The sequence below is a fragment of the Microbulbifer donghaiensis genome, assembly GCF_900129095.1.
GTDB lineage: Bacteria > Pseudomonadota > Gammaproteobacteria > Pseudomonadales > Cellvibrionaceae > Microbulbifer > Microbulbifer donghaiensis.
This window is the reverse complement of the sequence record NZ_FQVA01000001.1, coordinates 609,523-628,786: the sequence shown is the minus strand read 5'-3', so window position 1 is coordinate 628,786 and position 19,264 is coordinate 609,523. Positions and strand designations below refer to the sequence as shown.

At 58.8% G+C, this 19,264-nt stretch carries 16 protein-coding genes; 7 read left to right on the top strand and 9 right to left on the bottom strand.

All coding sequences use genetic code 11. From position 1 onward, the window contains the following. The first annotated feature begins 156 nt into the window (after positions 1-156). Complete coding sequence (locus BUC36_RS02590; RefSeq protein ID WP_073271151.1) at positions 157-552, top strand: glycine zipper family protein; 396 nt, start codon at positions 157-159, stop codon at positions 550-552. Positions 553-750: 198 nt separating this feature from the next. Here BUC36_RS02590 and cyoD read toward each other — a convergent pair whose 3' ends face one another. From cyoD to putA, 5 genes are all read right to left on the bottom strand, one after another. Then, entirely contained in the window at positions 751-1,068 is a 318-nt protein-coding gene (gene cyoD, locus BUC36_RS02585; protein WP_073271148.1) for a cytochrome o ubiquinol oxidase subunit IV, read from the bottom strand. Positions 1,069-1,093: 25 nt separating this feature from the next. Then, a complete protein-coding gene (gene cyoC, locus BUC36_RS02580) occupies positions 1,094-1,693 on the bottom strand; it encodes a cytochrome o ubiquinol oxidase subunit III (protein WP_073271146.1) in 600 nt (199 codons plus the stop codon). Continuing rightward, positions 1,690-3,669 (bottom strand): cbb3-type cytochrome c oxidase subunit I, encoded by a 1,980-nt coding sequence (locus tag BUC36_RS02575; protein WP_073271144.1) that lies wholly within the window; start codon positions 3,667-3,669, stop codon positions 1,690-1,692. The genes cyoC and BUC36_RS02575 overlap by 4 nt, the downstream gene beginning before the upstream one ends. Positions 3,670-3,684: 15 nt before the next feature. Continuing rightward, complete coding sequence (gene cyoA, locus BUC36_RS02570; RefSeq protein WP_143186863.1) at positions 3,685-4,488, bottom strand: ubiquinol oxidase subunit II; 804 nt, start codon at positions 4,486-4,488, stop codon at positions 3,685-3,687. Positions 4,489-4,934: 446 nt separating this feature from the next. Then, positions 4,935-8,093, bottom strand: coding sequence for a bifunctional proline dehydrogenase/L-glutamate gamma-semialdehyde dehydrogenase PutA (gene putA / locus BUC36_RS02565; RefSeq protein ID WP_073271140.1), 3,159 nt, complete (start codon positions 8,091-8,093; stop codon positions 4,935-4,937). A gap of 156 nt (positions 8,094-8,249) precedes the next feature. Here putA and BUC36_RS02560 point away from each other — a divergent pair, with 156 nt between their 5' ends. From BUC36_RS02560 to BUC36_RS02535, 6 genes are all read left to right on the top strand, one after another. After that, positions 8,250-8,759: an Lrp/AsnC ligand binding domain-containing protein gene (locus tag BUC36_RS02560; RefSeq protein WP_073271137.1), complete on the top strand. Its 510-nt coding sequence runs from the start codon at positions 8,250-8,252 to the stop codon at positions 8,757-8,759. A gap of 122 nt (positions 8,760-8,881) precedes the next feature. Next, positions 8,882-9,793 (top strand): DMT family transporter, encoded by a 912-nt coding sequence (locus tag BUC36_RS02555; protein WP_073271135.1) that lies wholly within the window; start codon positions 8,882-8,884, stop codon positions 9,791-9,793. Positions 9,794-9,928: 135 nt separating this feature from the next. Further along, on the top strand, positions 9,929-11,086 hold the full coding sequence (locus tag BUC36_RS02550) for an acyl-CoA dehydrogenase family protein (protein WP_073271133.1): 1,158 nt from the start codon (positions 9,929-9,931) through the stop codon (positions 11,084-11,086). Between the two features lie 195 nt (positions 11,087-11,281). Beyond that, complete coding sequence (locus BUC36_RS02545) at positions 11,282-12,076, top strand: hypothetical protein (protein ID WP_073271131.1); 795 nt, start codon at positions 11,282-11,284, stop codon at positions 12,074-12,076. A 29-nt stretch (positions 12,077-12,105) separates the two neighbouring features. Continuing rightward, positions 12,106-13,398, top strand: coding sequence for an OmpP1/FadL family transporter (locus tag BUC36_RS02540; protein ID WP_159435969.1), 1,293 nt, complete (start codon positions 12,106-12,108; stop codon positions 13,396-13,398). Positions 13,399-13,530: 132 nt separating this feature from the next. Further along, the gene (locus BUC36_RS02535; protein ID WP_073271129.1) at positions 13,531-13,977 is read left to right on the top strand and encodes an OsmC family protein; all 447 of its coding nucleotides are present in this window, start codon (positions 13,531-13,533) and stop codon (positions 13,975-13,977) included. Between the two features lie 57 nt (positions 13,978-14,034). Here BUC36_RS02535 and BUC36_RS02530 read toward each other — a convergent pair whose 3' ends face one another. The 4 genes from BUC36_RS02530 to BUC36_RS02515 all read right to left on the bottom strand — a co-directional run bounded on the left by BUC36_RS02530 (position 14,035) and on the right by BUC36_RS02515 (position 19,203). Further along, the gene (locus BUC36_RS02530) at positions 14,035-15,528 is read right to left on the bottom strand and encodes a phospholipase D family protein (RefSeq protein WP_073271127.1); all 1,494 of its coding nucleotides are present in this window, start codon (positions 15,526-15,528) and stop codon (positions 14,035-14,037) included. A 170-nt stretch (positions 15,529-15,698) separates the two neighbouring features. Further along, entirely contained in the window at positions 15,699-16,208 is a 510-nt protein-coding gene (locus tag BUC36_RS02525) for a hypothetical protein (RefSeq protein WP_073271125.1), read from the bottom strand. A 283-nt stretch (positions 16,209-16,491) separates the two neighbouring features. Then, positions 16,492-17,997 (bottom strand): flavin-containing monooxygenase, encoded by a 1,506-nt coding sequence (locus BUC36_RS02520; protein WP_073271121.1) that lies wholly within the window; start codon positions 17,995-17,997, stop codon positions 16,492-16,494. Between the two features lie 195 nt (positions 17,998-18,192). After that, the gene (locus BUC36_RS02515; RefSeq protein WP_073271119.1) at positions 18,193-19,203 is read right to left on the bottom strand and encodes an AraC family transcriptional regulator; all 1,011 of its coding nucleotides are present in this window, start codon (positions 19,201-19,203) and stop codon (positions 18,193-18,195) included. Positions 19,204-19,264: the final 61 nt, after the last annotated feature.

The following is a 19,264-nucleotide window of genomic DNA, read 5'->3' as shown; positions in this document are numbered from 1 at the left end:
GTTTTTCCTCTCTGAGCTGACCGAAAAGTCGAAATTTCCTCAGCGCCTGGCTGGCGCGCTCTTCTACCAACAGCTAAACCTAAAGAAGAACTAGGCGACATTCCCGGCCGATCTGCGGGATTGGATGGGCGGTGTCCAGGTAGAGAGGAGCCTCTGATGAAGTTCGGATTGATGGCGGCCGTCGGTCTCAGCGCTGCCATGCTGTGTGGCTGTGCGGCCCAACCGGAGCAGGTGCCTGGCGCCGGCGGCATCATTATCGATACCTATGGCGTGAATATGCAGCAGTACCAGGCAGACCTGGCGGACTGCAGAGCGCTTTCCTATGCGGCACGCGCCGATGAGGGGCGCCGGGGTGCGACCCGTGCCGCCGGCGGTGCGCTGCTCGGTGGCGCGCTGGGCGCGATCATTGGTGACAGCAGCAGCGCGGCGGCCGCCGGCGCCGGGGCCGGTGCGATAATGGGCGGGGTGTCCGGCGTGACCAGTGCCAATGTCGAAGCCGAGCGGGTCGCCAGAAACTGTCTGCTCGGTCGCGGATATCGCGTATTGAATTGATCTTTTTTTGAACAGCAAGGTCAAACAAGCATGAACGTCCTCTGATATTCGGCAAACCTCACAGGACTTGGCTTGAGCCGGGCAACCCCCGGCTCTTTTTTTTTGCTTGGCCTCCCGGAGATCGGGGTTCTACGAATAGCCATAAGCAGCCCAATCGCTAACGCTTAATAACTATCCGCAATATTGCGCGGCACTTTATCAAATCCACATGCGGTGATGCAGGTCGAACATGATCCAGAGACTGCCGCCGATCATGATCAGAATCAGAATACCGGCGAAGGCGAGGGCCAGGATCCTTTCCGGTGCGGTGGCACGCAAGCGGAGATGCAGGAAATAACGCAGGTGAACCAAAATCTGCAGAATTGCCGCGATTGCGATTATTGCCAGGGCCGTGGCACGGGGAACCAGATTTGTCGCTGCCAGCCCAAATGGAATGGCTGTCAGTAGCAGGGCCAGTACGTAGCCGGCGGCATAGGTGTTCGACCTGCGTTTTTCAGGCGCGCCGGTATCTTTCATTGCGGTATTCGTTCTGTAGAAATATTCATAGAAGTGCCGGCAGGTATACCACGGAAAAAATGCCGATCCAGACAATGTCGAGAAAGTGCCAGAAAAATCCAAGTCTGAGCAGGCGGGAAGCAACCGGAGCGGCCAGGCCCTTGACTGCGACCTGGCAGATCATTACCAGAATAAACAGGAGTCCGGCGCTCACATGCAGTCCATGGGTGCCCACCAGTGTGAAAAATGCGGATAGAAATCCGCTGCGCTGCGGTCCGGCTCCCACCGCCAGCATGTCGCGGAACTCGAACAATTCCATCGCAAGAAATCCGAGACCGAATAGAAAGGTGACAGCGAGCCAGGCGATAACCTTACTGCGGCTGCCGGCGTCCAGCGCCAAGGATGCGAGCCCAAAAGTGAGGCTGCTGGTAAGCAGTAACAGTGTTTCGCCAAAAGTGTGTGCGAGGTGAAACAGGGATTGCCCACCGGGACCGCCCGCGGTGTTGTCGACCATCACCAGGTAGGTGGCAAACAGCAGGGCGAAGATAATCGCATCACTCATCAGGTACAGCCAGAAGCCCAGTGCCCTCTGTTCGTAGGCTTCGGGTTCCGGCAGCAAGCTGGCCGCGCCTGTCGCTAGTCTCACAGCGCATTCCCTTTACTCAGATTGAGAAAGCGGCGGTTTTCTATCTCTTCAATCTCACTGGCGGGCACCAGGAACTCTATCCTGTCGCAAAAGCTGCGTGCTATGACCGTCACCAGAATACCAACGAGAGCCGCGATGGCCGCCCACCAGATATGCCAGACCACAGCAAACCCGAAGATAAATGCGAAACCACCCAGCACCACACCCGCACCGGTGTTCCTGGGCAGTAGGATATCTTCGTAGCGAGTCGGCCGGGTATAGGCGACACCGCGCAGTTTCATCTCGTGAAAGGCATCGAAGTGGTGCACGTGCGGTATCAGCGCGAAATTGTAGGGGGCCGGTGGGGAAGTCGTGAGCCACTCCAGGGTGCGGCCGTCCCAGGGGTCACCGGTGAGATCGCGATTATTCGCGCGATTGCGGATACTGACCAGCAACTGGATTGCCAGGCAGGCGAGCCCGATGGCGATCACGGTGGCTCCCAGCGCTGCGGTCACCAGGAACGGCTGCCAGGCGGCGATTTCATAGTGTTCCATACGTCGCGCCATGCCCATAAAGCCGAGCGCATAGAGCGGCATGAATGCCAGGTAGAAGCCGATTATCCAGCACCAGAAAGCCCGCTTGCCCCAGCGCTGGTCCAGAGTGAACCCGAACGCCTTCGGGAACCAGTACATATAGCCGGCCAGGTAGCCGAACAGTGCGCCGGGGATCAGCATGTTATGGAAATGCGCCACCAGGAAAGTCGAGTTGTGCATCAGGTAATCCGCCGGGGGCAGCGCCAGCAGCACGCCGGTCATGCCGCCGATGACGAAAGTCACGATAAAGCCCAGCGTCCACAGCATGGCGGGGTGGAATGTGATGCGCCCGCGAAACATCGTCAGCAACCAGTCGAAGACTTTTACTCCGGTGGGAACGGCGATCACCATGGTGGCGATGCCGAAAAAGGCATTCACGTTGGCGCTCGCGCCCATGGTGAAAAAGTGGTGCAGCCACACGGTAAATGACAGCAGGGCGATCGCCATGGTGGCAAACACCAGGGACTTGTAGCCAAACAGGCTTTTCGCGGAAAAGTTGGCGACGACCTGGGAGTAAATGCCGAAGGCGGGAAGGATCAGGATATATACCTCCGGGTGCCCCCAAATCCAGAACAGGTTGATGTAGTTCATCAGGTTGCCGCCGTCGGCATTGGTAAAGAAATGCATGCCGAAAACGCGATCCAGGGCGAGTAGTGCCGTGGCCACCGTCAGGGCGGGAAAAGCGAAAATCATCAGTGTGCTGGATGCGAGCGTGGTCCAACAGAAAAGGGGCATTCGCAGCAGCGTCATACCCGGCGCACGCCGCTTGAGAATGGTGACGATAAAGTTGATTCCGGAAAGCGTGGTGCCGATACCGCTTAACTGAATTGCCCATATCCAGTAATCGACACCGACACCGGGATTCGTCGTTACACCGGAGTAGGGGGGATAGCCTGTCCATCCCGCGGTGGAGAAACGGCCGATCACCAGTGAAATCAATACCAGACCGGCGCCGGCAGCGGTCAGGCCCAGGCTGGCGGAATTCAGGAAAGGAAAAGCGACATCGCGCGCGCCTATCTGCTGGGGCATGATGATATTGATCAGCCCCGTCAGAAACGGCATCGCCATAAAAAACACCATGATGGTGCCGTGCGAGCTGAAAATCTGGTCGAAATGCTCGGGCGGCAGGTAGCCGTCGGAGTTATGCGCCACGGCCTGCTGCGCGCGCATCATCGCCGCATCGACAAAACCGCGCAGCAACATCACCAGCGCCAGTAACACGTACATGATACCGATACGCTTGTGATCGAGGCTGGTCAGCCATTCACGCCATAGGTAGCCCCATTTGCCGAAGCGGGTAATCAAGCCGATTACCGCAATGAAAGTCACTACCGTGATCACCGCACCGCTCAGCGCTACCCAGCTGTAAAAGGGCAGGGCGTCGGTGCTCAGCCTTCCCAGCATGCGTGTCTCCGTGAATTATTGTGTGTGGCCGCCGGCGTATTTCGCGATGACGTGGTCGAAAAGCCCCGGTGCAACACCGGAATAGTAGCCGACGGGGTGGCCGATACTCGGGGCGGCCAGCGCCAGGTAGGCGCGTTTGTCCAGCCTTGCGGGCGACTGTCGAACCCTGTTGACCCATTCGCCAAACTCCGCAGTGGGTAGCGCATGTGCGGCGAAGTGCTGTTCGGGAAAGCCATCGCCGCTGTACTGCATATTGCGCCCGCGGAAACACCCCGGTCGATCGGCAAGAAGGTTGAGTCGTGTCTGCATCCCGGCCATGGCGTAGATCTGACCGCCCAGTGCGGGAATAAAAAAGGCGTTCATTACCGTGTCGGAGGTGATCCGGATACTCAGTGGGCGGCCGGCTGGAAATACCAGTTCATTGACTGTAGCAATGTCCTGTTCGGGATAGATAAACAGCCACTTCCAGTCCTGCGCAATGGCTTCGACCTGCAGTGGCTCCCTGTCTGATGGCAGTGGTCGGTAAGGATCCAGTGCGTGTGTCTCGCGCCATAACAGGATGCTGAGGCTCACGACAATTGCTGCCGGAACCAGCCATACAACGGCGTCGACCCCGGCGGAATAGGTCCAGTTCGGCGTGTAGCGCCCGCGCCCGCCGGTGGCACGGTAACGCCATACGAACAGAAAAGTCATCGCGAAGACCGGCACTATCACGATCAACATGATCAGCACCGCGCTGAGGAGCAGGTCGCGCTCGGCGAGTGCCACAGGCCCCGCGGGGTGGAGAATGGGTGTGCGTATCAGGTGACAGCTATCCATTGCTGACATGGTTCCGGCAGACTGGGTCGAGTTTTCACGCAACAGACTGTTGCAAGCGGCGGCGCGCTACTTTCCCGCAGCTCGCTATACAGTAAAGACCTTCCTATGGTGTTCGTTCGGTAGGGTTGATGAGGTGCCAGACAAAAAAAGCGAACCATATGGTTCGCCCTCAGACTGTTGATAAACCCCGCATTCCGTTCTGAGCTGGTGCGGTGGCGGCCAAGCACTAGGACGAGCATTTCGAAACGCTGTGAATACATCCCTGTAAGCTCCGGCGGCGACGGTCCGGCCGCTGCAGGCATTCGCGGCGCCTTCGGCCCTGTCGCCGACGGTTCGAAATGCTCGTCCTAGCACTTTGCCTTAAATTTCGACTGCGCAACTTTGTCAGCAACCTGAGGGCGAATCGGATGGTTCGCCCTTTCAGGGCAAGCTATTGCGGCGGCCGCTTACTCGCCCAGGGTAAACAGCTGCGTGTTACCGCCAGTGGCCACGACGTTGACCGTCTTGGTCTTCTCATTGGCGAAGCGGAACAGGTAGTGCGGGCCGCCCGCCTTGGGGCCGGTACCGGACAGGCCGGTGCCGCCGAACGGGTTCACGCCCACGACCGCGCCAACCATATCGCGGTTCACGTAGCAGTTGCCCACGTTTACGCGCTTGAACACTGCGCTTGCGCGGCCCTCGATGCGGGAGTGCAGGCCGAAGGTCAGGCCGTAGCCGGTGGCGTTGATGCGGCGGATCACGTCTTCCAGCTCTTCCGCCTTGAAGCGCACTACGTGCAGGAAGGGGCCAAACACTTCGCGCTTGAGCAGCGAGAAGTCTTCGATCTCCACCACCTGCGGGCCGAAGAAGGTGCCATTTGCCGGCTTTCTGGCTTCGTCAAATGCGAACAGCGGCTTGGCTTCCTGCTGCATGCGCTCGCGGTGGGCTTCCAGCAGGCCCAGGGCTTTCTCGTCGATGACCGGACCGATATCGGTTTCCAGCTTGGACGGGTCGCCGAGGGTCAGTTCCTCGCAGGCACCCTTGAGCATGTTCAGCAGGTTGTCCGCAATCACGTCCTGCACGCACAGGATGCGCAGGGCGGAGCAGCGTTGGCCGGCGCTGAGGAATGCCGACTGGATCACGTCGTCCACCACCTGCTCGGGCAGGGCGGTGGAGTCGACGATCATCACGTTCTGGCCGCCGGTCTCGGCGATCAGCGGGGTGATCGGGCCTTCTTTATCGGCCAGCTGCTTGTTGATCAGGCGCGCGGTCTCGGTGGAGCCGGTGAAGACGACACCGGACAGGCGCGGGTCTTCGATCAGCGGCGCGCCTACGGCGGCGCCGGTACCGGTGATCAGGTGCAGCACTTTGCTCGGTACACCGGCTTCGTGCATCAGTTCGATCGCGTGCGCGGCGATCAGCGGGGTCTGCTCGGCCGGCTTCGCCAGCACCGTGTTGCCCGCCGCCAGTGCCGCGACCACCTGGCCGGTAAAGATGGCCAGCGGGAAGTTCCACGGGCTGATGGCGACGAAGACACCGCGGCCGCTCAGGTACAGCCGGTTTTCTTCACCGGTGGGGCCCGGCAGTTCGGTCGGCTCACTGAAGTGCTTGCGCGCGCCGTTGGCGTAGTAGCGACAGAAGTCTATCGCTTCGCGCACTTCGGAGACGCCATCGTTCAGGGTGCGGCCGGCTTCCAGGCAGATCAGCGCGACCAGGTCATTCATGTGCTTCTCGTACAGATCGGCGATCTTGTCGAGAATCTTCGCCCGCGCCTCGCCGCCGAGGCGGTCCCAGGCGATCTGCGCTTCGTTCGCAGAGGCGTAAGCCTGGTCGATCAGGTGCTTGTCGGTGTTGGCGGTGTGGCCCACAAGCTCTCCAGTAGCCGGGTTGACTACGGGTTCTTCGGACTTGCCCATGACGCCGTCCACGATCGGGCCGCCGAGGAAGTGCTTGCCGCGCGCTTTGTCCACGGCAGCCAGCAGCGGCTCTACCGCCTGCGGGTCGGTCAGTTCGATGCCGTGTGAATTCTTGCGTGGCAGAGCCTCTGCGCCCATATAAATGTCCTCCGGTACCGGGATTTGCGGGTGGCGATAGGGGTTGCAGGCCTCGCTCAGCTCGAGGGTGTCCTGCACCAGTTCTTCGATCGGGGTCTTCTCGTCCATAAAGCGGTTGACGAACGAGCTGTTGGCGCCGTTCTCGAGCAGGCGGCGCACCAGGTAGGGCAGCAGGTCTTTGTGCGCGCCGACCGGGGCATAGACCCGCACCGGTACGCGCTTGCCGTGCACTTCTTCCAGCTGGGCGTAGAGCAGGTGACCCATGCCGTGCAGGCGCTGGAACTCGTAGTCATCGCTGTCGCCGGCCATTTCCAGGATCAGGCCAACGGTGTAGGCGTTGTGGGTGGCGAACTGCGGGTAGATGGCATCGCGGGCATCCAGCAGTTTCTGCGCGCACACCTGGTAGGAGAGGTCGGTGTGGCATTTGCGCGTGTATACCGGGTAGTCGGACAGGCCCATCTGCTGGGCGTGCTTGATCTCGGAGTCCCAGTAGGCACCTTTCACCAGGCGCACCATCAGCTTGCGGCCGGAGTCGCGGCCCAGCGCGATCAGCCAGTCGGCCACGTGCGGCGCGCGTTTCTGGTAGGCCTGCAGCACGAAGCCGAGACCCTGCCAGTCCTTCAGTTCCGGATCGCGGGCCAGGGCTTCAAAGATGTCCAGCGATACATCTAAACGCTCGGCCTCTTCCGCGTCGATATTCAGGCCCATGTCGTATTTGGCGGCCGCCACACACAGGCGCTTTACCTGGGGCAGCAGTTCGTTCATCACGCGGTCGTGCTGCAGCACGCTGTAGCGCGGGTGCAGGGCGGACAGCTTGATGGAGATGCCATTGGCCTCGACCACGTCGCGCTTGTCGTTGTTCTTGCCGATGGTTTCGATGGCCATCATGTAGGCGTCGAAGTAGCGCTCCGCGTCCGCCATGGTGCGGGCGCCTTCGCCGAGCATATCGAAGGAGAAGCGGGTGCCGGGCAGGTTTTCCGCCGGCCCGCGTTTCAGGGCTTCTTCGATGGTGCGGCCCAGTACGTACTGGCCACCCATGATCTTCATCGCCTGCATCATGGAGGTGCGCACCATCGGCTCACCGATGCGGCTGACCAGGCGCTTCATCCAGTGGGAGGGCTTTTCGGTGATGTCCGGATCCAGCTCGACGATGTTGCCGGTCAGCATCAGGCCCCAGGTGGAGGCATTCACGAACAGTGAGTCAGATTGGCCACGATGGCTGGACCAGTTGCCGGAATGCACTTTCTCGGCGATCAATTTGTCGGCAGTATCCGCATCCGGTACCCGGAGCAGGGACTCCGCCAGACACATCAGGGCCACGCCTTCCTTGTTGGACAGGCCGAACTGCTGCAGGAAGGCATCTAAAGTGCCGCGCTTGCTGCGGTGCTGGCGGGAATGGCGCACCAGCTCGCGCGAAGTATTGAGGATCTTCTTGCGCAGGCTGTCACTGGGCCGGGGCGCGGCCAGCAGTTCGCTGACGCACCGGTTTTCGTCGGCGTGCAAATACTCGTGGGCCCGCTGGCGGGCGCTGTGCAACTCTTTGGTGAATTGGCCGGCGACGTTTGTCGACATATTGTCTCCCAAGCTCTGTAACTCAGATTTTGTGTTTAGGGGCCAGAATAAAAAACCGGATTATGTGCGAAAGTGTTCAGAATTAATCGCCATTTTGCCGCCGCTTGTGGTTAAATATCACGCCTGTTTGCGTGATTACCAGTAGGGTATGTTGCTATGTCTCGACAGTTGGAAGATCTGGACCGTATCGACCGGCAGATACTGCGCATTCTGCAGCGCCACGGGCGCCTGCCGAACGTGGAGCTGGCGCGGCGGGTGAATCTGAGCCCCACGCCGTGTCTGGAGCGGGTCAAGCGCCTCGAGCGCGAAGGCTTTATCCGCGACTACGTGGCGCTGCTGGATCCACTCAAGGTGCACGCCGGCCTCGTCGTCTATATCCAGGTCACCCTGACCGACACGGCCACCGAGGCGCTGGAGGCGTTCAACCAGCATGTTTCCAGCCTGGAGGAAGTGCAGGAGTGCCATATGGTTGCCGGTGGTTTCGACTATCTGGTGAAAATCCGCATCAAAGACATGCTCGGTTACCGCCGCTTCCTCGGCGAGAAACTGGCCTCCATCCCCGGAGTGCGCGAGACCCACACCTATGTGGTGATCCAGGAGGTGAAGACCGATACCGCGGTGGCGGTGCCGGATCCCGAACCCAAGAGCAAGAGTGGCAAGCGCTGAGCGCGCTTGGCGCACAAAACTCTTGTAAAGCTTAGCAGCCTGTCGGGCTTAGGCTTTCCCGCAGCAGAACAGTCTAAGTTTTACAGGCTGCCTAACCCCGGAATTGATAGCTGTACCGATCTATGGGTAGTTTGCCGACGGTCGATAACCGCCGCGCCGTTATGCTGGCGCTGGCGGCCGTGCTCTGCTGGTCCACAGTGGCCAGTGCCTTCAAGCTTTCGCTGCAGCACGTATCGCCGCTGCAGCTGGTGAGCGTCGCTGCCCTGGTGTCGACCCTGGTCATGAGTATCGTGGTCACGCGGGAGGGGCGCTGGGGCGACTTGCGTCTGGCCTGGCGGCGCAACTGGCGCTGGTATGTCGCGCTCGGCTTCTGCAATCCCTTCCTCTATTACCTTGTGCTCTTTTACGCCTACGACATGCTGCCCGCTCAGCAGGTGCTGCCTCTCAATTACACTTGGGGCATTCTGTTGGCGCTGCTGTCGGTACCGGTACTGAAGCAGGAATTGCGGACCCAGGATCTGGTGGCCGCGCTGATCTGCTACAGCGGCGTGCTGGTCATTGCCACCGGCGGCAACCTGCTGGGTCTGCGCTTCGAACAGCCCCTGGGTGTGGGGCTGGCGTTGTTCAGTACCCTGATCTGGTGCTGTTTCTGGCTGCTGAACACGCGTATCGGTGGCAATGCATCGATCAATCTGTTGTTGAGTTTTCTGTGTGGCCTGCCGTGGCTGGCAGGCGCAATCCTGGTACAGGGCGATTGGCAGTGGCCGCCCCTGGCCGGCTGGTTGGGGCCCATCTATGTGGGCCTGTTTGAAATGGGCATCGCCTTCCTGCTGTGGCAGGCGGCGTTGATGCATTGCGACAATACTGCGCGTATCAGTAACCTGATTTATCTCTCGCCGCCACTTTCGTTGCTTTTGATTGCGATATTGGTGGGTGAGAAGATTCAAATGGCAACCATTGTCGGTCTGGTTTTTATTATGCTCGGCGTGGCGGTTCAGCAGGGGTTGCTGCGCCGGTTGATCTACAAACGATGACGAGATGAGAGATCGCTGTAATGATGTAGGAGCCTGCTTGCAGGCGAAGTTCTCCGGGGTTTTTGTTGACCCTTGCATTCGCCTGCGAGCAGGCTCCTACATGAAGACTTCGAGATAAATATAAGTAGGTACGGTATGGACTTTTCACTCACCGAAGAACAGCAGATGATCCAGGAAGCGGCGCGCCAGTTTGCCGACAGCGAACTGAAGCCCGTCGCCGCGGAGCTGGACAAAACTGGCAACCGTGAACTGCTGCTGGAGAAACTCAAGCAGCTGGCCGAGCTGGGCTTTATGGGCATCAATATCGATCCCGAGTACGGCGGCACCGGCGCCGGCACTATCGCCTTTAGCCTGGCGATCACCGAGTTGGCGCGCGGCTGTGCATCCACCGCGACGACCACTTCGGTTACCAACATGGTCGCCGAAGTGATCCAGGCGATGGGCAGCGAGGAGCAGAGAGCTAGGTATCTGCCAAAAATCTGCAGCGGTGAGTACGCCGCCGGCTCCTTCTGCCTGACCGAACCGGGCTCCGGCTCCGACGCTGCCGCCATGCGCACCCGCGCGGTCAAAGACGGTGACGAATACGTACTGAACGGCAGCAAGCTGTTTATCAGCAGTGCCGAATTCGCCGGTGTTTTTGTCGTCTGGGCGGTATCCGATTCCGACGCGCCGAAAGGCAAGGGCATTTCCTGCTTCCTGGTGGAGGCGGGTACGCCGGGCCTCATCATCGGCAAGGCCGAGGAGAAGATGGGGCAGAAGGCGTCGGTGACCAATGAGGTGGCGTTCGACGACTGCCGCATCCCCGCCGCGAACCTGCTGGGCGAAGAAAACCGCGGCTTCCGCATCGCCGCGGGTGAGCTGGCCGGAGGGCGCATCGGTATCGGCTCGCTGGCGCTGGGTATCGGTCTGGAGGCGCTGGATTGCGCGCGCGCTTACCTGCAGGAGCGCGAACAGTTCGGCAAGAAGCTGGCCCAGTTCCAGGGGCTGCAATGGCAGCTGGCGGACAAGTATACCGAGATGGAAGCGGCGCGCCTGCTGCTGTTGCAGGCCGCGTGGCAGAAGGACGCCGGCATGCATTTCGGTCCGGCCGCCTCCATGGGCAAGCTCTACGCCAGCGAAAAGGCCAACGAGGCCTGCTACGTCGCCCTGCAGATGCACGGCGGTGTCGGCTATACGCGTGAATATCCGCTGGAACGAATGTCCCGCGACGTGCGCATCACTACCATTTACGAAGGCACCAGCGAAATCCAGCGCCTGATTATCGCGCGGCACCTGCTGGAAGGCGTGCGCTGATCGCGCAGATTCCTCCGAAGTAAGCGGGCTTAGCCCGCTTTTTTTTGTCACGGCATTGCACCTGTTGGTAAAGCTGACACCGAATTCCCCCCCGCCGGCACACTGTCGTCTACTTGACGCGTGGCGATCGCTGTTTCCTTTCTAGACTTTCAGGAGCGAAAAATTTTTTCCTGGATTGTTTCAGCAGAGGAAAGGATGCCGAGACTTATCGCCGCTCTTCTATTTTTCCTGTGTTCCACGCTATCTGTTGCGCAGAGTAGTGAAGATCTGGCCAAGAAACTGGCCAACCCCGTCTCCAGTCTGATCAGCGTGCCCTTCCAGAACAATTTCGATCGCGATGTGGGGCCCTTCAATCAAGGTCGTCGCTATACGCTCAATATCCAGCCGGTGATACCGATTACGCTGAACGAAAAGTGGAACCTGATCAGTCGCACCATTGTTCCTGTGATCAACCAGGAAGACGTGCTACCGCAGACGCCGGAAAAAACGGGACTCGGCGATACCACCCAGAGTCTGTTCTTCTCGCCGCAGGAACCGGTGAACGGCATCACCTGGGGTGTCGGCCCCGCCTTCCTGATTCCCACCGCTACCGAGCCGGAGCTGGGCACAGAAAAATGGGGCGCCGGTCCGACGGGCGTCGTGCTCAAGCAGACCGGCGGCTGGACCATCGGCGCACTCGTCAACCATATCTGGTCCTTCGGCGGCGACAGCAAGCGCGACGACGTGAACAGCACCTTCATCCAGCCCTTTTTTTCCTATACGACGCCGAGCGCCTGGACCTACACCTTGCAAACAGAATCCACTTACGACTGGGAAACGGAGCAGTGGAATGTTCCCGTCGGGTTCTTTGTCGCGAAAGTATTCAAGGTGGGAAAGCAGACCTACCAGATACAGGCCGGCCCCCGCTATTACGCCGACAGCCCGGATGCCGGGGCTGACAATATGGGATTCCGTTTTAATTTCATTTTGTTGTTTCCCAAGGGCAATTAGTTGGTAATCGCAGCCAGATGGAGTTGGTTATGAAGCCCCACCGCAACCGCATCAAAACCAGCGCGTCGATCATGGCGGCTGCGGTTCTGCTAGTGTCGCCAGTGGCCAGTGCCGGCGGCCTGATGGTCTGGGAAATCGGCACGCCGACGCTCGGCACTGCCGGCGCCGGCTGGGCCGCGATGCCGGAGGATGCGTCAACGGCCTATACCAATCCCGCCGGCACCGTCTGGCGGGACGATACCGAGATCATGGCCTCGGGCCAGCTCATGTATGGCCATCTCGATTTTAGTGACGGTGGCCAGAGCAACGTGCCCGGTAACGACGGCGGCAACGCCATCGAGTGGTTTCCCGGCGGTGGATTTTTTGCCGCGGGCCGTCTGACCGACAGCGTCGGCTGGGGGTTTGCCATGGCGGGGAATATGGGCGGTGTACTCGACTACGACAATGACTGGAAAGGCCGGCGCTTTGTAACGGATGTCAGCTTAATCGGCATGAGCCTGCTGCCATCGCTGAGCTGGAAGGCGAGTGATTGCCTGTCGCTTGGCCTTGGCTTGAATATCATGGGCGGCTATTACAAGTACGAGTCGCGCCCGCGCGCAGGATTGTTAGGAGGGGATGCCCGCCTGAAGTACGACGACACGGATGTCGCTTTTGGCGCAAACCTCGGCGTCATCTACAAGCCGACTGCAACCACCACGCTGGGCCTCTCCTATACATCGAAAGTGGATTGGGAGTTTAGGGACGATCTGCGGCTGCGGGATTTTGGTCCGCTTTTCTCGCTACTTGTGTCTCGCCTGAACGGCGCCCGCACCGATATTGATATGGACGTCCCGCAGACAGTGACACTCAGCCTGCAGCAGCGCCTGTCCGCGGTCACCACCCTGTACGCCAACGTGAACTGGCAGGAGTGGTCGGAGTTTGGTTTTATTGGGTTTCAAATCGATAACCCGGATCAGACCAGTGCGACCATCAACCGGGAATACGACGATACCTGGCACGGGGCCCTCGGCATCCGCCATCAATACAGCGCAGGCGCCTTGCAGGGATGGTCGCTGTCCGCCGGCATCGGCTACGACAGCAGCATGGAAGACCTGAATTCGCGCACCGCCGATTTGGTCGTCGACAAAACGTGGCGCCTGGGCCTGGGCGCCCGCAAGGAACTATGCCCAGGCCTGCGACTCGATGTCGGTTATACCCTGGCATGGGTGGGAGATCCGAATATCGATCAGAGCGGCCGGCCTCCCTTTAGTCCCCGCCTGCAGGGCAGCTATGACGACTACTCCCTGAATTTCTTTGGAGCGTCGGTGCAGTTTGAATTGTAAATAAATTGCTACCGTTTTCTTCTGTATTTTCAGTTCGTCGTAGACTAAAGCTGTTATGGGGAAATACGCGGCGATTTCCGGTAAAAGTAGCGACAAACACGGTTGCCAGCCGTAGAAAAAGAGGAAGATCTGATGGGTGGGCCGACTCCAACAGTCGTCACGGTTGAGGAAGCCGGCGAGGGTAAGTTTATCCAGTCGCTGACGTCGGGCCCACATCACCTGATTGCCGATGAGCCGGAGGAATTCGGTGGCGACAATAAAGGCCCAGGGCCCTATGAATACGTACTCCTGGGGCTGGGTGCCTGTACCAACATGACCATTCGCATGTACGCGGATCACAAAAAAATTCCACTCGATCGGGTTCGCACCATTCTGTCACACCGCAAGATTCACGCGAAGGACTGTGCAGACTGCGAGTCCAAGGAAGGCAAGATCGACGAGATAGTGCGGGAAATTACGCTGGAAGGGGCCCTGACCGGTGAGCAGCGCCAGCGGCTGCTTGAAATTGCTAACCGCTGTCCGGTGCACAATACCCTCACGTCGGAGATCATAGTTCGTTCGCGCCTGTCTTCTTCCTGAGCCTCAACGCTGATCGCAATTTGGGGACGCCAGGCGCGCGCGTGACTGGCTGGCTGACTAGATCTGCGACTCCACCGGTAACTTCGAAAGTACCCAGGTCAGAAATCGCTGCCAGGTGGTGCTGTCGGGATCCTTGTGTTCCTCCAGCGTGTTGCCGCCTTCATCTTCCCCGCGCCATGTCAGTTGTCCAGCTTCATCCAGTTCGACACGCCAGGCCATCGAAGGTGCGGTCCACTCGCGAAACAGTTGGTGTAACTGTTCGTTAATCTCATCGTTTTCGATCAAGACGCCGATTTCTGTATTCAGAATCATGGAGCGGCTATCGAGATTGATGGAGCCGACAAAGCCGCGGCCGCTGTCGAGTACAAATGTCTTCGCGTGCAGGGTCGACTGAGTACTACCACTGAACCAGCGCATGCGGTGTTCTCTCACTGCATTGGCTTGCAGCTCCCACAGGCGTACACCGGCCCGTAATAGTGGTTTGCGGTAGCGGGAATAAGCGCCGTGCGCCAGGGCCGTATCGGTAGAACTGAGTCCGTTGGTGAGCGCGTCGACCTGCACGCCGCGTTCTCGTAATTCGGTAAACAGGTGCATGCCCGGTTCGCCCGGAATCAAATAGGCATTGCTGATTTGCAGCCGCTTTTGGGTCTTTTGCACGACTTGCTTCAGCCTGTAGCCGGGGAATTCGCTTACCGGCAGGCTTTCACGGTCTATGGCCTTCGCCGGTGGATCCGCGTACAGCGTCGCCGGTCCCCAGTGAAAAGGTACCTTGCCCGCCGCGAGGTCGGACGCGAGCGCTGACTCCTCTACTGCGCGAAAGAATTCTGAATCCTGTTCCTCCCGATTTTTTCTTCTCAGGTGCGCACGCAGTTCCGGCAGGGTGTGAGTGGCGCCCTCGGTTGTTATCAGGTTGCAGACCGAAACCGCGAGCGCGCTGTTCCAGTATTCATCAAACGTCTTGGTCGCGTCTGACACAACGGCGCCAATGGCCAGGGCATCCACATCGATAAACTCTATGTCTGCGCTGGTAAAGTAACCGTCGGCAAGGTTGCGCCCGCCCGTGATCATTGCGATGCCGTCCGCTATGAACAGCTTGTTGTGCATGCGGTGATTGATGCGGCCAAAACTGAGCAGTTGATCAAGGCGACGGCGGACGCCGCTGTGACCGCCGATTGGGTTGAAGATGCGTACTTCGATCGCGGGGTGTGAATCGAGGGCCGTAATCCAGGGGTTGTTTAGTCGTGTGCCAAGGTCGTCCGCGAGCAGGCGAATGCGGACGCCGCGGTCTGCGGCGTCAAGTAGTTTCTGGGTGAGGATGCGGCCCGAGGTGTCATCGCGGTAGATGTAGTACTGCAGGTCGACGGAAACGGCGGACTCGTCGATAAGTACGGCGCGGCCCGCCAGCGCGGACAGGTTCTCGTGCAACAGGTGAAAACCGGAGCGAGCGGCGTGGTGTCCGTTGGCCGCGCTGCCGAAAGCTTTTGCGAGGCGGGTAGCGACTGCCGGGGGAAGGGCGGAGGACTTTGATCGATCCGTTGCTGGTTGATTCATTGGACACTTACAAGCTGCGGTTGCCGCGCCGGATTACACGGCCATAAGGGCGAGTGTCGAAGGTTTGGCACAGACGTAGGTATTAATCGCGGAATTCCGTGGCCCGATCATAGTCCAGCGCCCTGGCAGGGGCCGTCACCCGTCAGGCAATGAGACTGTATGGATAACGCCTAGGTCTCGGGTTCGTCGTCGGAATCTTCGGCAAGTCCGATTCTGTGCGGACAGATTTTCAGGAAGACGCCGAGTGCGACGAGTAGTGTCGCCGCACTGAAGATCACAGCAATTGGGGCAAGAAGCTCCTCTGTCTTCTGATCCTGAATCAGTTTTATGACCAGCACCAACCCCTCGAGCGCAAGCGCTGCACACACCACGATGATAAATCTTGGGGCGGATTCGAGCAGGGAATGGAGTGCGACGAGCTGGTCTTCCGCGTGAATATTGATCTTGATGACCACATAGAGCTCAAACATGGCCAGAGCGATAATCAGATTGCTGATGGCATTGATGATGACTTCGGGAATTTCGTTTTCGCTGTAGAAAATTTCTGACGAGAAGAAGAATTGTACGAAAGTCGATATCGTCGAAATCAGGATGGCCGCGCACAAGGTCAGAAAGAGTAGCGCAAACAGCCAGGCAAAGACGCTGTGAGTCGAAAATTTTGTCCTTTTGGTTTCCGCCATTTTCCCCGTATTTCACTCCGTTGATTGCGATCGACAGTTTTGAAATCCCAAGCCGTACTTGGCTGTCCGAATACCACGATCCCGCCAGCGCGCAAAACCATTCCGAAGTGGGGGAAAACTTAGCAAGAATGGTAAGGGGGTGAGTGTAGCCTAGCAGGATTGGCGGAGGGGGGAGAGGCCGAGGCAGGCGAGTCGTTTTTATGGGCCGGCCCGCAACCGCCTAAACCGTGGTATGGCACGGTGCTGGCGGCGGGGGAACGAGCCGGTAGATGTTCTTATAGCATCAGCCTGCGGAGGTTTCTGCCTCGACCGCAAAATGCAGGTCGGTTTTAGCGTCGGAATAGAACTGCAGTATGCCGTCCTCCAGCGGTGCCTCTAGCAAGATCTTTGCGTCTTTCTCATAGTCATTCAGAAGCCGCCAGGGATACTTGCGGCCCTGGCGCGGCAGTACGTCGTTGCCACGTTGGACGTAGCCTGACTGCAGTGCGCTCATCACGGAGGTATCCTCGGCGCAGTCTTCGCGATCAATCGCGACTGACACTCGCTGGTTGTTGCGTCCCATATGATTCAGCAGGCGGCAAACATAGCGCGCGGCGATATCTGCCTTAAGTGTCCAGGGCGCATTGGTGTAACCAAAGATCCATGACATGTTCGGCACGCCTTCCATCAGCACCGCCTTGTAGGTCAATTTGCGGTTGATGATCACCGGCTCGCCGTCGACCCGCAGCTGCATGCCGCCCAATACCTGCACCTTGAGACCCGTGGCGGAAATGACAATATCGGCCTCCAGTTCCTCACCGGACTTCAGGCGAATACCCTCTTTGGTGAAAGCGTCAATCTCATCGGTAACTACCGAGGCCTTGCCGGTCTTGATGACATCGAACAGGTCGGAATCCGGAATCGCACACAGGCGCTGGTCCCAGGGCATATAGTCCGGGGTGAAATGGCGCATATCGAAATCTTCACCGAGGCCTTTGCGCACCCCGCGCAGGTAAAGCGCGCGCATCAGCTTCGGCCAACGCTTGGATACCTTGAACATCCAGCGCTGCAACTTGATATTGCGCCAGCGCGCCATGCGGAACACCCAGCTCTCCGGCAGGAACTTCTGCAGGATCTCGGAGAGCTTGTCGTAGGCGGGGATGGACAGCACATAGGTCGGCGAGCGCTGCAGCATGGTCACGTGTTCCGCGTCTTCGGCCATGGCTGGAACCAGTGTGACTGCGGTAGCGCCGCTACCGATCACCACGACCTTTTTGCCGCGGTAGTGCAGATTTTCCGGCCACTGTTGCGGGTGAATAAACTGGCCTTTGAATTGCTTGATACCCGAAAACTCCGGCGTATAGCCCTGGTGATGGTCGTAGTAACCGGTGCAGGAGATCAGGTAGTCACAGGTGTAGCGGCGCGGTGCGCCGCTTTTGGTGTCTGCGGCCTGTAGCGTCCAGCGCCGCTGCGCGCTGCACCAGTTGGCGTCGGCCAGATCCACACCAAAATGTATCTTGTCATGCACGCCGAATTCGGCGGCCGTATCACCGATGTATTGGCGAATTGATGGTCCGTCTGCCAGTACCTTGAGCCCGTTCCAGGGGCGGAACTTGAAACCGAAGCTGAACATGTCGGAATCCGAGCGGATACCCGGGTAACGGAACAGGTCCCAGGTGCCACCCACATTGTCCCTGCGTTCGAGGATGGCGAAGCGCTTGTCCGGGCATTCCCGGCTCAGGTGGCAGGCGGTACCGATACCGGACAGACCCGCACCAATGATCAGTACATCGAAATGCTGTGACTGCATGGAGAGCTCGCTGATTCAACTTTATTTTTGTTCGCGCAGTGTCGCCAGTTTTACGGTGTTTGTGAAGGGCGAAGGTCGGTGAGTACTGCTTGGTCACCTTTTTCCGGCGAATAGAGGTCGACCGTATGGCCCGTCAGCGCGTGACACCTGGAATCTTGAAGGGTTCAGGCCGAGAGGAGATATTGATGATCGCACCTACAGCTTGCTTAACAGTTGCTGCCGCCGCTTAATCGGTGGCACGCCGAACCAGCGTTTGCAGGCGCGGCTGAAGGTGGTGGAATCCGCATAGCCGACTAGGCAGGCGACCTGCGCAATCGGCATATCTTTTTCCGCCAGGTACTGCAGTGTTTTCTCTCTACGGGCGCGGTCAAGGAGTTCATCAAAAGATAGCGATGCCGATCCCAGGTGACGTTGCAGAGTGCGCGGCTGGAATCCCAGTTGCGATGCGATAGTCTTCAGGTTGCAGCAGTTGGTCGGCAGCAATTCGGCAATCAGGTGCTCTACTTGTGCAGGGATGGTCAACGGCTGGTCGCGCAGGGCATTCTGTACAAAGGATTCGAGCATATCGTGAATATTGGGATCCGATTGATTGATCGGTTTTTCGAGCACCACGGTTTTTAACATCAAAGCGTAATACTGCTGTTGTTTACATACTGGCGCGTCGAAGCGGACAAAATACTCGCGGATACTGACTGGTGAATCCCCCCTGATCATCACTCTCTCCGCCCGGAATGTTTTGTCGTAGAGCATTTTCAATGAGTTGTCCGCGACACCAAGGGTGAGATCCATGATTTGCCCGATCTTTTTGATCTTGGTGGCCTGATCGAAGGACATCCGCGAGATTCCCGGCTCTACATCCCAGTGCAGTTCCATCAATACGCCGGGTGCGTAGTAATGCATATAGCGGATGATCTGCTCGAGTGCGCGACCGACAGTCGGTGCATTCAGTGCAATGACTGCCAGTGGTCCCAGGACCATCAGGTCCTGTTTGTGCGAGAGCTGCAGGCCAAAATCAGGGCGGTCCAGGTCCCTGGCCGTTTCCTCGAGCAGGTTTATCATGGCCCCGTGAGAGATCACTCCCTCGTGTGTACGCACCTTTTCCGGGTCGATCAAAAATCGCTGCAGCAGTGCCTCGGGGTCGCCACCCAGTTCCTGTACCAGTTCGATATATCCCATCAGGGCTGTGGAGCGAATCAATGTATTCATGATTCGATAAGGATAGGACAAGGGGTCCGGCGGGCTGTTAAGCAGATGGTGACAGGGAGAT

Bases quoted from the DNA above. Each gene is read 5' to 3' on its own strand.
- BUC36_RS02550 (WP_073271133.1), top strand. From the start codon at position 9,929: ATGGACTTTTCACTCACCGAAGAACAGCAGATGATCCAGGAAGCGGCG.
- BUC36_RS02535 (WP_073271129.1), top strand. From the start codon at position 13,531: ATGGGTGGGCCGACTCCAACAGTCGTCACGGTTGAGGAAGCCGGCGAG.
- cyoD (WP_073271148.1), bottom strand. From the start codon at position 1,068: ATGAAAGATACCGGCGCGCCTGAAAAACGCAGGTCGAACACCTATGCC.
- putA (WP_073271140.1), bottom strand. From the start codon at position 8,093: ATGTCGACAAACGTCGCCGGCCAATTCACCAAAGAGTTGCACAGCGCC.
- BUC36_RS02525 (WP_073271125.1), bottom strand. From the start codon at position 16,208: ATGGCGGAAACCAAAAGGACAAAATTTTCGACTCACAGCGTCTTTGCC.
- BUC36_RS02555 (WP_073271135.1), top strand. From the start codon at position 8,882: ATGGGTAGTTTGCCGACGGTCGATAACCGCCGCGCCGTTATGCTGGCG.
- BUC36_RS02515 (WP_073271119.1), bottom strand. From the start codon at position 19,203: ATGAATACATTGATTCGCTCCACAGCCCTGATGGGATATATCGAACTG.
- BUC36_RS02530 (WP_073271127.1), bottom strand. From the start codon at position 15,528: ATGAATCAACCAGCAACGGATCGATCAAAGTCCTCCGCCCTTCCCCCG.
- BUC36_RS02560 (WP_073271137.1), top strand. From the start codon at position 8,250: ATGTCTCGACAGTTGGAAGATCTGGACCGTATCGACCGGCAGATACTG.
- BUC36_RS02545 (WP_073271131.1), top strand. From the start codon at position 11,282: ATGCCGAGACTTATCGCCGCTCTTCTATTTTTCCTGTGTTCCACGCTA.
- BUC36_RS02575 (WP_073271144.1), bottom strand. From the start codon at position 3,669: ATGCTGGGAAGGCTGAGCACCGACGCCCTGCCCTTTTACAGCTGGGTA.
- BUC36_RS02520 (WP_073271121.1), bottom strand. From the start codon at position 17,997: ATGCAGTCACAGCATTTCGATGTACTGATCATTGGTGCGGGTCTGTCC.
- cyoA (WP_143186863.1), bottom strand. From the start codon at position 4,488: ATGGATAGCTGTCACCTGATACGCACACCCATTCTCCACCCCGCGGGG.
- BUC36_RS02540 (WP_159435969.1), top strand. From the start codon at position 12,106: ATGAAGCCCCACCGCAACCGCATCAAAACCAGCGCGTCGATCATGGCG.
- BUC36_RS02590 (WP_073271151.1), top strand. From the start codon at position 157: ATGAAGTTCGGATTGATGGCGGCCGTCGGTCTCAGCGCTGCCATGCTG.